Annotated in this window: 13 protein-coding genes; 3 read left to right on the forward strand and 10 right to left on the reverse strand. The window is 69.9% G+C overall.

Translation table 11 applies throughout. The annotated features are described in order from the left end of the window. From ACY0I8_RS11940 to ACY0I8_RS11970, 7 genes are all read right to left on the reverse strand, one after another. Positions 1–915: 3-isopropylmalate dehydratase large subunit (locus ACY0I8_RS11940; protein WP_461394938.1), on the reverse strand; the 915-nt coding region annotated here is incomplete at its 3' end. 68 nt (positions 916–983) lie between these two features. After that, complete coding sequence (locus tag ACY0I8_RS11945) at positions 984–2,513, reverse strand: 2-isopropylmalate synthase (protein ID WP_461394939.1); 1,530 nt, start codon at positions 2,511–2,513, stop codon at positions 984–986. A gap of 277 nt (positions 2,514–2,790) precedes the next feature. Beyond that, positions 2,791–3,807 (reverse strand): NADP-dependent ketol-acid reductoisomerase, encoded by a 1,017-nt coding sequence (gene ilvC, locus ACY0I8_RS11950; RefSeq protein ID WP_459942590.1) that lies wholly within the window; start codon positions 3,805–3,807, stop codon positions 2,791–2,793. Between the two features lie 263 nt (positions 3,808–4,070). Continuing rightward, positions 4,071–4,559, reverse strand: coding sequence for an acetolactate synthase small subunit (gene ilvN, locus ACY0I8_RS11955; protein WP_461394940.1), 489 nt, complete (start codon positions 4,557–4,559; stop codon positions 4,071–4,073). A 14-nt stretch (positions 4,560–4,573) separates the two neighbouring features. Then, complete coding sequence (ilvB, locus tag ACY0I8_RS11960; RefSeq protein WP_461394941.1) at positions 4,574–6,262, reverse strand: biosynthetic-type acetolactate synthase large subunit; 1,689 nt, start codon at positions 6,260–6,262, stop codon at positions 4,574–4,576. 168 nt (positions 6,263–6,430) lie between these two features. Then, positions 6,431–8,086: a dihydroxy-acid dehydratase gene (gene ilvD, locus ACY0I8_RS11965; protein ID WP_461394942.1), complete on the reverse strand. Its 1,656-nt coding sequence runs from the start codon at positions 8,084–8,086 to the stop codon at positions 6,431–6,433. Between the two features lie 14 nt (positions 8,087–8,100). Beyond that, positions 8,101–8,343, reverse strand: coding sequence for a DUF465 domain-containing protein (locus ACY0I8_RS11970; protein ID WP_459942586.1), 243 nt, complete (start codon positions 8,341–8,343; stop codon positions 8,101–8,103). Positions 8,344–8,681: 338 nt separating this feature from the next. Between ACY0I8_RS11970 and nadB the strand changes: the two genes are divergently transcribed. The 3 genes from nadB to ACY0I8_RS11985 all read left to right on the forward strand — a co-directional run bounded on the left by nadB (position 8,682) and on the right by ACY0I8_RS11985 (position 12,308). Beyond that, positions 8,682–10,253, forward strand: a complete 1,572-nt coding sequence (gene nadB / locus ACY0I8_RS11975; protein ID WP_461394943.1) for an L-aspartate oxidase — start codon at positions 8,682–8,684, stop codon at positions 10,251–10,253. Continuing rightward, positions 10,250–10,630, forward strand: coding sequence for a response regulator (locus ACY0I8_RS11980; RefSeq protein ID WP_459942584.1), 381 nt, complete (start codon positions 10,250–10,252; stop codon positions 10,628–10,630). The genes nadB and ACY0I8_RS11980 overlap by 4 nt, the downstream gene beginning before the upstream one ends. 169 nt (positions 10,631–10,799) lie before the next feature. Next, entirely contained in the window at positions 10,800–12,308 is a 1,509-nt protein-coding gene (locus tag ACY0I8_RS11985) for a flagellar assembly protein A (RefSeq protein ID WP_459942583.1), read from the forward strand. Here the strand turns inward: ACY0I8_RS11985 and ACY0I8_RS11990 are convergent, their stop codons facing one another. From ACY0I8_RS11990 to ACY0I8_RS12000, 3 genes are all read right to left on the reverse strand, one after another. Continuing rightward, positions 12,309–12,929: a hypothetical protein gene (locus ACY0I8_RS11990; protein WP_459942582.1), complete on the reverse strand. Its 621-nt coding sequence runs from the start codon at positions 12,927–12,929 to the stop codon at positions 12,309–12,311. Positions 12,930–13,074: 145 nt separating this feature from the next. Next, entirely contained in the window at positions 13,075–13,449 is a 375-nt protein-coding gene (locus tag ACY0I8_RS11995) for a hypothetical protein (protein WP_461394944.1), read from the reverse strand. Beyond that, on the reverse strand, positions 13,446–13,582 hold a 137-nt coding region (locus ACY0I8_RS12000), incomplete at its 5' end, for a transposase (protein WP_461394759.1). The genes ACY0I8_RS11995 and ACY0I8_RS12000, both read right to left, overlap by 4 nt.

The raw sequence follows: 13,582 nt of genomic DNA on the forward strand, positions 1-13,582 counted from the left end.
GTCCTCGATGCGGCCGTTGGTGCACGACCCGATCACCACCTGGTCGATCGGGACCTCGCCCACCTCGTCGATGGGCCGGGTGTTGGACGGGAGGTGGGGGAACGCCACCTGGGGTTTCACCCGGCCCACGTCGATGTCGATCACCTCGGCGTAGCGGGCGTCGGGGTCGCTCGTGTAGTAGACGGGGGGGCGCTTCGCCCGGCCCTCCACATAGGCCCGGGTGGGGGCGTCGGGGGCGATGATGCCGTTCTTGCCCCCGGCCTCGATGGCCATGTTGGCCATGGTGAACCGGTCGTCCATGCCCAGCCGTTCGATCACCGGGCCCGTGAACTCCATGGCCCGGTAGAGGGCCCCGTCCACCCCGATGAGCCCGATCGTGTGGAGGATGAGGTCCTTGCCCTCCACCCAGGGCTGGAGCTGGCCGTGGTAGACGAACTTCATCGACTCGGGCACCTTGAACCAGGCCTCCCCCGTGACCATGGCCGCGGCGAGGTCGGTGGAGCCGACTCCCGTGGAGAAGGCCCCCAGGGCCCCGTAGGTGCAGGTGTGGCTGTCGGCCCCGATCACCACGTCTCCGGGGACGACGAGGCCCTTCTCCGGCAGGAGGGCGTGCTCCACGCCCATCTCCCCGGTCTCGAAGTAGTTCTCCAGGTCCTGCTCCCGGGCGAAGTCCCGGAGCACCTTGCACTGCTCGGCGCTCTGGATGTCCTTGTTCGGGGCGAAGTGGTCGGGAACGAGCACCACCCGGGACCGGTCGAACACCCGGTCGGCCCCGATCCTGCGGAACTCCCGGATCGCGATCGGGGCGGTGATGTCGTTTCCGAGGGCCACGTCCACCTTGACGCTCACGATCTGGCCGGGCTCCACCCGGTCCAGCCCGGCGTGGGCCGCCAGGATCTTCTCGGTGATGGTCATGGGTTCCTCACGCGCGAAAGGGAAGGGGGGCGCCGGCCGGCGCCCCCTCTCGGTTGGGGTTTCGGCCCTCACAGGTGGGCCGTGAACGTCTTCTGTTTCCGGTGCTCCAGCTTGTTCAGGGCGTGGACAAAGGCCTTGGCCGAGGCCACCACGATGTCGGTGTCGGAGGCCTGGCCGTTGGCGAGCACCCCGTCCTCCTCGATCCGCACGCTCACCTCGGCCTGGGCGTCGGTGCCGCCCGTGATCGAGTTGATGGTGAAGTTCACGAGCCGGGGCTTTCGGCCGGTGAGCTTCTTGATCACGGTGAACGCCGCGTCCACCGGGCCGTCGCCGAATCCGGCCTCCTGGCGCACCACCCCGTCCACCATCATCTGCACCGTGGCCGTGGGCACGGTGACGGTGCCCGAGTTCACGTTGAGGTAGAGCAGCCGGTAACGGTCCGGGAGCCGGAGCACCTGCTCGGCGATGAGGGCGTCCACGTCCTCGTCGTAGACGGTCTTCTTCTTGTCGGCCAGGGCCTTGAACGCCTCGAAGGCCCGCTCCATCTGCTCCTCGGTCAGGTCGTACCCCAGGGCCTTCACCTTCTCCCGGAACGCGTGGCGGCCCGAGTGCTTGCCCAGGACGAGGGCGTTCGTCGGGATGCCCACGCTCTCCGGCGTCATGATCTCGTAGGTGCTCTTCTCCTTGAGCACGCCGTCCTGGTGGATGCCCGACTCGTGGGCGAAGGCGTTGGCGCCCACGATCGCCTTGTTGGGCTGCACCGGAAGCCCCGTGATCAGGCTCACGAGCCGGCTCGTGGGATAGATGTACCGGGTGTCGATCCGGGTCGTGAACGGCAGCCGGTCGCCCCGGGTGCGAAGGGCCATCACGAACTCCTCGAGGGAGGCGTTCCCGGCCCGTTCGCCGATGCCGTTGATGGTGCACTCCACCTGCCGGGCCCCGGCCTCCACGGCCGCGATGGAGTTGGCCACGGCGAGCCCCAGATCGTTGTGGCAGTGGACCGAGATCACGGCCTTGTGGGCGTTGGGGACCCGCTCCAGGATCTGGCGGATCATCTCCCCGAACTCCTCAGGCACGGCGTAGCCCACCGTGTCGGGGATGTTCACCGTGGTGGCGCCGGCGTCGATCACGGCCTCCACCACCCGGCACAGGAACTCGAGGTCGCTTCGCACCGCGTCCTCGGCCGAGAACTCCACGTTCGAGGTGTACCGAGAGGCGTACTTCACGGCCTCCACGGCCTGCTCGAGCACCTGGTCGGGGGTTTTCCGGAGCTTGTGCTCCATGTGGATCGGGCTCGTGGCGATGAAGGTGTGGATCCGGGGGTTTTCCCCGCCCTTCAGGGCCTCCCAGGCCCGGTCGATGTCGGCCCGGTTGGCCCGGGCCAGCCCGGCGATCTCGCAGCCCCGGACCTTGTCGGCGATGAGCTTCACCGCCTCGAAGTCGCCCGGCGACGAGATCGGGAACCCGGCCTCGATCACGTCCACCCGCAGGCGCTCCAGGGCCTGGGCCACCCGCAGCTTCTCCTCGATGTTCATCGAGGCCCCGGGACTCTGCTCCCCATCCCGGAGCGTGGTGTCGAAAATCTTGACCATCTCCATGGCTGTCTTCCCCTCGGGCGGCGCGGGACGGCCGCCCTGTGCTTTGCCAGCCTCACGGAACGCCACTTCGGGCAACGCGCTGGAGGGTGTATCGGGGGGCTTCCCTTCCGCTGACACCCTCGCAGGGGCCGCCTCGGCTCGGTCCGCTGCGGCGCGTGAGGGCACGCGCCGCGGCCGCTTCCCTACGCCGGGCGGCCCTTGCTGCTCGGGCGTCGCGCTCCGGCGAAGCCCCCCGATACACGGGTCTCCGCCGATGCGGCGTTCCGTGACGGCCGGGTTAGTTCTTCGAACGGTCCACCAGCCGGCTCTCCTGGAGCCAGGGCATCATGGCCCGGAGCCGCTCGCCCACGGCCTCGATGGGGTGCTCGTCGCCCCGGCGGGTCAGCGCGTTGAACACCGGCCGGCCGGCCCGGTTCTCCAGAATCCATTCCCGGGCGAACTGGCCGGTCTGGATCTCGGCGAGGATCCGCTTCATCTCCTCCTTGACCCGGGCGTCGATGACGCGGGGGCCCCGGGTGAGGTCGCCGTACTGGGCCGTGTTGGAGACCGAGTAGCGCATGTTGGCGATGCCGCCCTCGTAAATCAGGTCCACGATCAGCTTGAGCTCGTGGAGGCACTCGAAGTAGGCCATCTCGGGGGCGTACCCGGCCTCCACCAGGGTCTCGTACCCGGCCTGGATGAGGGCCGTGACCCCGCCGCACAGGACCGCCTGCTCGCCGAAGAGGTCGGTTTCCGTCTCCTCCCGGAAGGTGGTCTCGATCACCCCGGCCCGGCCGCCGCCGATGGCCGAGGCATAGGCCAGGGCCACGTCGCGGGTGTTCCCGGCCGGGTCCCGGTCCACGGCGATGAGACAGGGCACGCCCCGGCCCCGCTCGTACTCGGCCCGCACCAGGTGGCCCGGGCCCTTGGGGGCCACCATGAACACGTTCACCCCCTCGGGGGGCACGATCTGGCCGAAATGGATGTTGAACCCGTGGGCGAAGGCCAGGTAGTCGCCCGGCTCCAGGGATCCCGCGATCTGGCTCCGGAACACGTCGCCCTGGAGTTCGTCGGGCAGGAGGATCATGACCACCTGGGCCCTGCGGGCCGCCTCGTCCACCGGCAGCACCTCGAACCCGGCGGCCCGGGCCTTCCGGGCCGAGGCCCCGTCGGGCCTGAGGCCCACCACCACGTTCATGCCCGAATCCCGGAGGTTGTTGGCGTGGGCGTGACCCTGGCTCCCGTACCCGATCACGGCGATCGTCTTGTCCTTGAGAAGCCCGAGGTCCGCGTCTTTGTCGTAGAAGATCTTCATTGCTGCGCTCCTTTCGGAAAGGCTGGAAGGCTAGAAAGCTGGAAGGCTAGAAGGCTTGAAAACATCCAGGATTCCCATGTGTTCTGCGGATCACCATGTCTCCTCGCCTCCATTTCGTGGTCCGGGGAGCATGGGTTTGGTGAAGCGCCCCCCTACCAGGTCGGGCTACCCGAACTTTCTCTCGTTTCTCGTATCGTTTCTAGTTGGCCGGAAGCAGGCCCCATGCCCGCCGCCGGCAAGGGGCCCGGACCAACATCCGCGGGTCAGCCGCCGTTTTGCATGCCCCTGGGCATGGCCACCTTGCCGGTGCGCACCACCTCCTTGATGCCCAGGGGCCGCAGGAGCTCCAGGACGGCGCGGATCTTCTCCTCGCCGCCCGTCACCTCCACCGTGTAGCTCTTGGGACTCACGTCCACCACCCGGCCCCGGAAGATCTCCATGAGCCGCAGGATCTCCGGCTTCGTCTCGTCGGTGGCCGTGACCTTCACGAGCACCAGCTCCCGGTCGAGGTACTGGCCCTCCTGGAGGTCGGTCACCTTGAGCACGTTGACGAGTTTTCGAAGCTGCTTGAGGATCTGTTCGATGATCTGGTCGTCCCCCCGGGTCACGATGGTCATCAGGCTCACCGTGGGGTCCTGGGTCTCGGCCACCGAGAGGCTGTCGATGTTGAAGCCCCGGCCGCTGAAGAGCCCCGCCACCCGGGCGAGCACCCCGAACTCGTTCTCCACCAGCACGTTGATGGTATGGCGCATCGAAGCCCTCCGATCTAGAGCAGGAGCATCTTGGTCAGGGGGGCCCCGGCCGGCACCATGGGGTACACCCCCTCCTCCGGGTCCACGTGGAAATCCATGAGCACGGGGCCGGGGTGGGCCAGGGCCTTCTCGATCACCGGGCGGACCTCCTCGGGCCGGGTGGCCCGGAGGCCCAGGGCGCCGTAGGCCTCGGCCAGCTTCACGAAGTCCGGGGCCACCTCCATGCGGGTGTGGGAGTAACGCCGGTCGTAGAAGAGCTCCTGCCATTGGCGGACCATGCCCAGGAACCCGTTGTTAAGGATCGCCACCTTGACCGGCAGCTTGTACTGCACGGCCGTGGCGAGCTCCTGGATATTCATCTGGATCGAGCCGTCGCCGGCGATGTCGATCACGATCCGGTCCGGGAACGCGGCCTGGGCGCCGATGGCCGCCGGAAACCCGTAGCCCATGGTGCCGAGCCCGCCCGAGGTGAGCCAGCACCGGGGCTCCTCGAGCCGGAAGTACTGGGCGGCCCACATCTGGTTCTGGCCCACCTCGGTCGAGACGATGCACCGGCCGCCCGTGGCCTCGTGGAGCTGCTCCACCACGTACTGGGGCTTGATGACGTCGGGGCCCTGTGCGTAGTCCATCTTGTGGGCCGCGGCCCACACCGCGATCTCGGCGTGCCAGTCGGCCAGGGCCTCGTCGCGGTTCTCCCACTCGGGTCCGTGGAGGAGCCCCAGCATCTTCTTGAGCACGTTTTTCGCGTCGCCCACGATCGGGATGTCCACCTGCACGTTCTTGGAGATCGAGGTGGGGTCGATGTCCACGTGGATGATCTTGGCGTTCGGGGCGAACTCGTCGATCTTGCCGGTGACCCGGTCGTCGAACCGGGCCCCCACCGCAACGAGGAGATCGGCGTGGCTTACGGCCATGTTGGCCCGGTAGGTGCCGTGCATGCCGAGCATGCCGAGAAACAGCGGGTCGCTCCCGGGGAACCCGCCGAGCCCCATCAGGGTGGTCGTGACCGGGAGTCTCAGGCGCCGGGCGAACTCGGTGAGCTCCCGGGCGGCGTTGGAGAGGATCACCCCGCCGCCGGCGTACACCACGGGCCGCCGGGCCTCGTGGATCGCCTTGAGGGCCTTTTTGATCTGGCCCAGGTGGCCCTCGTAGGTGGGGTTGTAGCCGCGGAGTTTCGCCGCTTCCGGGTAGATGTACTCGGTCTTCCCGACGATCACGTCCTTGGGCAGGTCCACCAGGATCGGGCCGGGCCGACCGGAGCGCGCGAGATAGAACGCCTCCTTGATGATCCGCGCGAGATCGCGCACATCCTTGACCAAGTAGTTGTGCTTGGTGCACGGCCGGGTGATGCCGACGATGTCCGCCTCCTGGAACGCGTCGTTCCCGATGAGATGGGTGGGCACCTGGCCCGTGAACACCACCAGGGGCACCGAGTCCATGTACGCGGTGGCGAGCCCGGTCACGGTGTTGGTGGCCCCCGGGCCCGAGGTCACCAGCGCCACCCCCACCTCGCCCGTGGCCCGGGCGTACCCGTCCGCCGCGTGCACGGCGGCCTGCTCGTGGCGCACCAGGATGTGGCGGATGTCGGAGTCGTAGAGCACGTCGTAGATGTTGAGCACCACGCCGCCGGGATACCCGAAGATCGTGTGCACGCCCTCCTTGCGCAGGCTCTCCACGAAAATCTCGGCTCCGGTCAGTTCCACGGCTACCTCCTTTTCAGGTGCCAGAATTCGGAGGACAGATGCCAGGGAGCGGCCGCCCCCCCGGGCTTCCGGCGATGGCCCCGGAGGCCCCATTCCTCCCCGGCTGATGTGCCAACGGCCGGCCCGTGGGGGGCCGGCCGCCGGCGGATCCTCGAGAGATGCGATGGGTCAGCCCTGCAGCACGGCCCCGGTGTTGGCCGAGGTTACGAGTCGGGAGTACCGAAGGAGCCAGCCCGAGGAGACCTTGGGCTCCGGGGCCACCCACCGGCTCCGGCGCGCCTCGAGGGTGGCCGGGTCCACGCGCAGGTCGAGCCGGCGGGCCGGAATGTCGAGCTCCACCTCATCGCCGTCCTCCACCAGGGCGATGGGGCCGCCCGCCGCCGCCTCGGGGCTCACGTGGCCCACGCAGGGGCCCCGGGTGCCGCCGCTGAACCGGCCGTCGGTCACCAGGGCCACGCTGTCCCCGAGGCCCATACCCATGAGGGCCGCCGTGGGGGCGAGCATCTCCCGCATGCCGGGCCCGCCCCTCGGGCCCTCGTACCGGATCACCACCACGGTGCCGGGCCGGATCTCGCCGCCCATGATCGCGGCCATGGCGGCCTCCTCCGAGTCGAAGCACCGGGCCTTGCCCACGAACCGCATCATGGCCGCGCTCACCCCCGACTGCTTCACCACGGCCCCGTCCGGGGCGAGTGTGCCCCGGAGCACGGCGATGCCCCCCTCCGGCCGCACCGGCGCCTCCACCGGGCGGATCACCTCCTCGTCGAGCCAGTCCACGGCGGCGGCCACCTGCTTCACAGGCGCGCCGTTCACCGAGGGCCCCTCGGCGAGGCGGTCCACCAACCGGCGCAGCACGGCCTTCACCCCGCCGGCCGCGTCCAGGTCCTCCATGAAGTGGTCGCCGGCCGGCCGCAGCGAGCACAGTTGGGGCGTTTCGCGGCTCAGCTCATCGAACCGCTCTAGGGGCAGGTCCACCCCGGCCTCCCGGGCGATGGCGCACAGGTGGAGCACCGAGTTCGTGCTCCCCCCGAGCGCCAGATCGAGCCGGATCGCGTTGTCGAAGGCCCCCGGGGTCAGGATATCCCGGGGCCGGATCCCCTCGCGCACCAGGTCCACGATCCGCTGGCCGCTCAGGTAGGCGAGGTGGCGCTTTTTCGCGCTCACCGCAAGCGCCGTGCCGCAGTCGGTGAGGCTCATCCCCAGGGCCTCGGTCAGGCAGGCCATGGTGTTGGCCGTGTAGAGCCCCTGGCACGACCCGCACCCCGGGCAGGCCTCCTGCTCGCAGGCCTCGAGCTCCTCAGCGCCGATCTCGCCGGCCTGGTGCCGGGCCATGGCCTCGAAGGTGTCGCGCACGAAGCTCAGGCGCCGGCCCCGGTAGCGACCCGAGAGCATCGGCCCCGCCGTGACCACGATCGAGGGCACGTTCAGCCGGGCTGCGGCCATGAGCATCCCGGGGGTGATCTTGTCGCAGTTCGTGAGGAGCACGATCCCGTCGAGGCTGTGGGCCTCGACCACGCTCTCGATCATGTCGGCGATGAGCTCCCGGCTGGGCAGGCTGTAGTGCATGCCCCGGTGGCCCATGGCGATGCCGTCGCAGATGCCGGGCACGCCGAACAGGAAGGGGTACCCACCCCCGGCGTGGACCCCCTTTTCCGCGAACCGCTCGAGGTCGCGCATGCCCACGTGGCCCGCGATGAGGTCGGTGAAGCTCGAGGCGATGCCGATCAGGGGCTTGCCCATCTCCCGCCGGGGCATCCCGGTCGCCGAAAGGAGGGCCCGGTGGGGGGCCCGCTCGAGGCCCTGGGTGATCTTCTCGCTGCGCAACGGGGGTTACTCCTTCACGAGCCCACCTCGGGGTGGGCCTTGCGGTAGGCCAGGATCATGCGGGCCATCCGGTCCTTGCCCGCGAGTTTCAGCTTTTGGATCTTTTTTCGTTCCATTTCCTCTTCGGGGGTGAGATGGGGCCGGCGGTTCAGTTCCTCCAAAATCCGCTCATAGCGCTGATGGGCCTCCATCTCCCGCCGAAACTCCTCGCTTTCCTTCATCAGGATCTTGGCGATCGCTTCGTCCCGCGGTTCCATCCTCCCTCCTGCGGTGGTGGCTGACCGGGTTTGCCGCCCGGTCGGCGTGGGACAGGAACCGCATCCTACGGCCCGGAAACCGCGCTGTCAACGCATCCGCTCGGATTCCCAACAGTTTTGAAGTATTACGAAAAAGGTTTTCGGTTGGGCAAACCCAAAGGGGGGTCGTCCGTCTTCCGGCCGCCGGCCGTGGCACGCCCCCGGGCTCTTGGCGTGCCCGCTCGGAGACCGTGGACCGGGGTCTGCCGCTTGACCCCCCTTCTCGGCTTGTACTATTCACCGCCTACGGCGCCCCTTTGGGGCGCGATCTCCGCGATGGGAAAGGAGCCCTCCCGGCCATGGAACGGTTCGACTTCGTGGTGCTCGGCAGCGGCATCGGAGGCCTCACGTTCGCGCTCGACGCGGCCGAGGCGGGAACCGTGGCCGTGGTCACAAAAAAGGAACGAAGCGAGTCCAACACGAACTACGCCCAGGGGGGCATCGCCGCGGTGCTCGACCCCACGGACTCGTTCGAAGCCCATGTGGCCGACACCCTGGAGGCCGGCGCCGGCCTGTGCCACCGTGATGTGGTGGAACGGGTAGTGCGGGAGGCTCCGGAGCACATCCGGCGGCTGGCCCGGTGGGGCGTGGAGTTCACGCCGTCGGATCGGCCCGGGGTGCCCTACGACCTCGGCCAGGAGGGGGGGCACTCCCACCGCCGGATCGTCCACGCCCGGGACATGACCGGCCGGGAGGTGGAGCAGGCCCTTCTGCGCCGGGCCCGGGAGCGGGGGAACATCCGGTTTTTCGAGGACCACTTCGCCGTGGACCTCATCCGCGACCGCGCCGGCCGGTGCGCCGGGGTGCACGTGCTCGGGCCCGACGGCCGGATCGAGGCGTTCCTGGCGCCCGTCACGTGCCTCGCCACGGGCGGGGCCGGCAAGGTGTATCTCTACACCTCGAACCCCGACATCGCCTCGGGCGACGGGCTGGCCATGGCCTACCGGGCCGGGGCGAGCCTGGCGAACCTGGAGTTCATGCAGTTCCACCCCACCTGCCTCTACCACCCGTTCGCGAAAAACTTCCTGATCAGCGAGGCGGTGCGGGGGGAAGGGGGGATCTTGCGGCTTCAGACGGGGGAGACCTTCATGGAGCGGTACCACCCCCGGGGATGCCTGGCACCCCGGGACGTGGTGGCCCGGGCCATCGATGCGGAGATGAAGCGCACCGGCCACGAGCACGTGCTCCTCGACATCACCCACCGGGACCCGGAGTTCGTGCGCACCCGGTTCCCCGGCATCTACGCCACCTGCCTTCAGTTCGGGATCGACATCACCCGCGAGCCCATCCCGGTGGTGCCGGCGGCCCACTACCTCTGCGGCGGGGTCCTGGTGGACGCCGAGGGGCGCACCGATGTGCCGGGCCTCTACGCCGTGGGGGAGGTGGCCTGCACCGGGCTCCACGGCGCAAACCGCCTGGCCTCAAACAGTCTTCTCGAGGCCCTGGTGTACGCGGCGGCCGCGGCCCGCAGCGCGGCCGACCACGCCCGGGGCGCCCCGGCGCCGGAAGATCCGCCTCCGTGGGAGGAGGGGGGCACCCGGGAACCCGACGAGGACGTGGTGGTCACCCAGAACTGGGACGAGATCCGGCGCACCATGTGGAACTATGTGGGCATCGTGCGCACCGACCGGCGGCTGGCCCGGGCCCGGCGCCGGATCGACCTCATCCACGAGGAGGTGCGGGACCACGTGCGGCGCTACCGGCCGTCGCCTGACCTGCTAGAACTCAGGAATCTCGCGCTGGTGGCCGATCTGATGGTTCGGTGCGCCGCCCACCGTCGGGAGAGTCGTGGGCTTCACTTCAACGCCGACCACCCCGAACCCCGGGAGGAGTGGTGCAGGGACACCGTGATCCGGAGCGCTTCGTGGTGAACCCTAGGCCCTTTCCGGAAACCGTGCTCGTCGTGGACGACACCGAGTTCATGGCCCGGGTGTTGGCCGACATGCTGGAGGCGGAGGGGTACCGGGTGGCCGTGGCTCGGGACGGCCCCGAGGCCCTGGAGATCTACGAGCGGGATCTCCCCGACCTCGTCACCCTCGACCTCGTGATGCCGGGGATGGACGGCCTGGCGGTGCTCCGGCGCCTCAAGGAAATCGACCCGGCCTGCCGCGTCGTGATGGTCTCCGCCGTGGGGCACGAGGCCAAGGTGCTCGAGGCGATCCAGCTCGGGGCCCGAAACTACGTGCTCAAGCCGGTGGACAAGGACAAGCTCCTGGCCACCGTGCGAAAGACGCTCGATGAGTATTGAGTCCGCTGGAAGGCTGGGAAGCTGGGAGGCTAAAGGCTAGAAACCCTTCCTCGCCGCGGAGAGCGACCCGAGGGCTCCAGATGTGGCGGGGGACCGCGTCCGTCACCCGGGGGGTTCCTTTTCGGCTTTCCAGCGTTCTAGCCTTCCAGCCGAAAGCACAGGAAACCGTATGCCCGAGCCGATCCGGATCGATTCGCGGGAGGGGCGGATCTACCTCACCGTGCCCCGGAACCCCGGACCCCTTTCGGAGGTGGTTCGCCGGGTTCGCGAGGAACTGCCGGGGGTGCCGGTGGACTGGGTCGCGGTGCGGGAAGCCTACCGGTTCGGCCGGGGCCGGGCGTTCCCGGTGGCCCGCCGGTCGGCCGAGGCGTTCCGGTCGGAAAAGGCCAAGGTCCGGTTCTCCGAGGACGAGCTCACCGCGTACCTGGTGCTCTATCCCCCCAAGGGGCGGGGGGAGCGGCTGACGGAGGCGGAGATCTTGGAACTCGTCCGGGCCTACGGGGTACCCGACGAGGTCCTGGACCTCGATGCCCTCCGGCGCGCCGTGCTGCGCCGCAGCTACCTCGAACCCGAGCCCGTGGCCCAAGGGCGGCCCCCCCGCAACGGGGAGCCGGCCCGGGTGGAGTGGGCGGGCGGGGCGCCCACCGACCCCGAGGCGTTCCTGGCGGCCCTGACGGCCGGCGCCCTGCCCGAGGAGCCACGCCTCCTGGTCGTGGAACCGGGCCAACCGGCCGGCACGTATCACCCCCCGGGCAAGGGGACCCCGGGGATCACGGCCCGCGGTGACCCCATCCCGCCGCGGGCGGGGGACGACCCCGTCCGGCTCGGGCCGGGGCTCGGGCTCGCCCCCGACGGCCGCACCGTGGTGGCCCAGCGGGCTGGCCAGATCCGGTTCGCCGACCCGGAAGGGACCCGCGCGTACCTGATGCCGGTGGTGCGTGTGGGTTCGGCACAGGACCTCCGGCGCTGGAAGGACGGGGTGGTCCCGGCCACCGTGGTGGTGGAGGGGGACCTGGAAGCCCCGTTTCCCGTGCGGGTGTTGGGCGATCTGGAGGTGCGGGGCAGCCTGATCCGGTCGCCGGTCGAGGTGATGGGGAGCCTGTTCGTCGCCGGCGGGGTGATCCACACCCGCACCGTGCCCCTTCGGGTGGGGGGGGTGGTCTCGGCGGAGTTCTACGAGCGGGCCCACGTGTTCGCCACCCTGATCCACGTGCGCCGCTACACCATGAAGGGGCGGCTGTCGGCCCTGGAGACGGTGTGGGTAGACCCGGGGGGGGCCTGCCGGGGCGGCCGGATCGAGGCCGGCCACCGGATTCGGGGAGGAGAACTGGGGAGCACCAACGCGCTCGCCACCGAGGTTGAGGTGGGGCGGGTGCGGGTCGTGGATCCGTTCCGATCGGCGTTTGCCGGTTGGGCAGAGATGCTGGAACAGGCGCCTGGGGAGGGCGAAGGCGCCTCCACCCTCCGGAAGATGGCCGCCCGGTGGAGAGAGCGGGCCGAGTCCATTCCCGACCCCGACGTCCTGAGGGCCCGGGTCGAGGCCGAAAGGGTGCACCCCGGCGTGACCGTGTGGCTCGGCACCGCCTCCCGGAAGATCGAAGCCGCCGTGGGTCCCGTGGAGTTTTCGTTCGAGCGTTTCGGACACCAGGGCCGGGTGGCCATGCAGCGGAAGGGGTGATCAGGCGGCCACGATCTCGACCAGGCGCTCCAACACCGGCGGGGCGACCTCGGCGAACCGGACCACGACCCGCCACCCCGCGGCCGCGGGCCGCCGGGCGCCCACCATGCCCGACACGCGGACCCGGGACGCTCCCCGCCGGAGCACCACCCTTCCCCTCCCCCCGGATCGGGGCTCCAACGGGCTCCAGAACACGGCACCCGCCGGGCCCACAACCTCCGCCACCACGACCTGGGGCACTCCGTCGTCTGGGGCCCACAGCACCGTGTGGGGCCCCGGCGGCGTGCCGGCCGGCGGGCCGTATTCCTGGCACAGAACCTCCTCCAGGCGGTCGAACGCAACGCAACGGACCCAGCGGGGGAAGAGCCCCGCATCCCACACCGGGAACGCCTGGACCGGAAACAGGGCGATCACCCGGGCCCCCGGCTCGGGGTCGGCCATGGCCCCCACCAGGGTCCAGGTGAGCTCCCTCGCGCCTCCGTTCAGGACCACCAATCCCGCTCCCTCCCCGGGCAGGGCCGCCGGACGGAGCGGAACCGCGATCACCCGCCAACGCAGCAGAAACGCCGCAAGCCGAACGGAGCCCTCGGCGTCGAATCCCACCAGATGGGCAAGCTCCATAAACAGGCCTCGATCCCCCCGAGCGAACCGCGCCGACGATTGGAACCCTACCGGAGATCGCGGCCCGCGCAAGGGCGGGTGAGCGGCCGGGGAGGGAGCCGGGCCCCCAGGTCGGGCGACCGCCGACGCCGGCCCCTCGGAGTTGTCAGCCGCCTAGCCGCCCGGCCGCCTCGCCGCCCAGCAACTCTCGCACCGCGTCCACCACCTGGCCGACGGACACCGGTTTTCCGAGGATCCGGGCGGTAGGAACGGCGGCCCTCACCCTCTCCCGGTCCCACGGTCCGGCCAGGGCCAGCACGAACAGGCCCGCCCGGGCCGCGAGGTTCCCGAGAGATTCCAGGTTGGCCCCGGAAATTCCGGCCGCGTCCACCAGGATGCCGCGAAACCGGCCCGGCCAGCGCCAGAGGGCCTCGCGCAGGTCCTCGAGCCGGTCCACCCCGTAGACATCCACTCCGGCCTCGCGCAGCTCGGCGTACAGGAAGGCCCGGCTCGGCCACTCGACGGAAAAAAGGAGGCTCATCCGGCAAATGATGGGGTGGGCTCGTGGATGAACAGGACTCGCAGTTTGAAGTACTCCTGGTCCCGGAAGCCATAGGCCTGGCGCTTGAGCACCTTGATCTTGTTGTTCAGCCCCTCCAAGGGGGCCGTGGTGA

It is taken from the genome of Deferrisoma sp., from assembly GCF_054681715.1.

Coding starts and splice junctions, on each gene's coding strand:
- ACY0I8_RS11945 (WP_461394939.1), bottom strand. CDS start 2,513: ATGGAGATGGTCAAGATTTTCGACACCACGCTCCGGGATGGGGAGCAG.
- ilvC (WP_459942590.1), bottom strand. CDS start 3,807: ATGAAGATCTTCTACGACAAAGACGCGGACCTCGGGCTTCTCAAGGAC.
- ilvN (WP_461394940.1), bottom strand. CDS start 4,559: ATGCGCCATACCATCAACGTGCTGGTGGAGAACGAGTTCGGGGTGCTC.
- ACY0I8_RS11970 (WP_459942586.1), bottom strand. CDS start 8,343: ATGGAACCGCGGGACGAAGCGATCGCCAAGATCCTGATGAAGGAAAGC.
- nadB (WP_461394943.1), top strand. CDS start 8,682: ATGGAACGGTTCGACTTCGTGGTGCTCGGCAGCGGCATCGGAGGCCTC.
- ACY0I8_RS11985 (WP_459942583.1), top strand. CDS start 10,800: ATGCCCGAGCCGATCCGGATCGATTCGCGGGAGGGGCGGATCTACCTC.
- ACY0I8_RS11990 (WP_459942582.1), bottom strand. CDS start 12,929: ATGGAGCTTGCCCATCTGGTGGGATTCGACGCCGAGGGCTCCGTTCGG.
- ACY0I8_RS11995 (WP_461394944.1), bottom strand. CDS start 13,449: ATGAGCCTCCTTTTTTCCGTCGAGTGGCCGAGCCGGGCCTTCCTGTAC.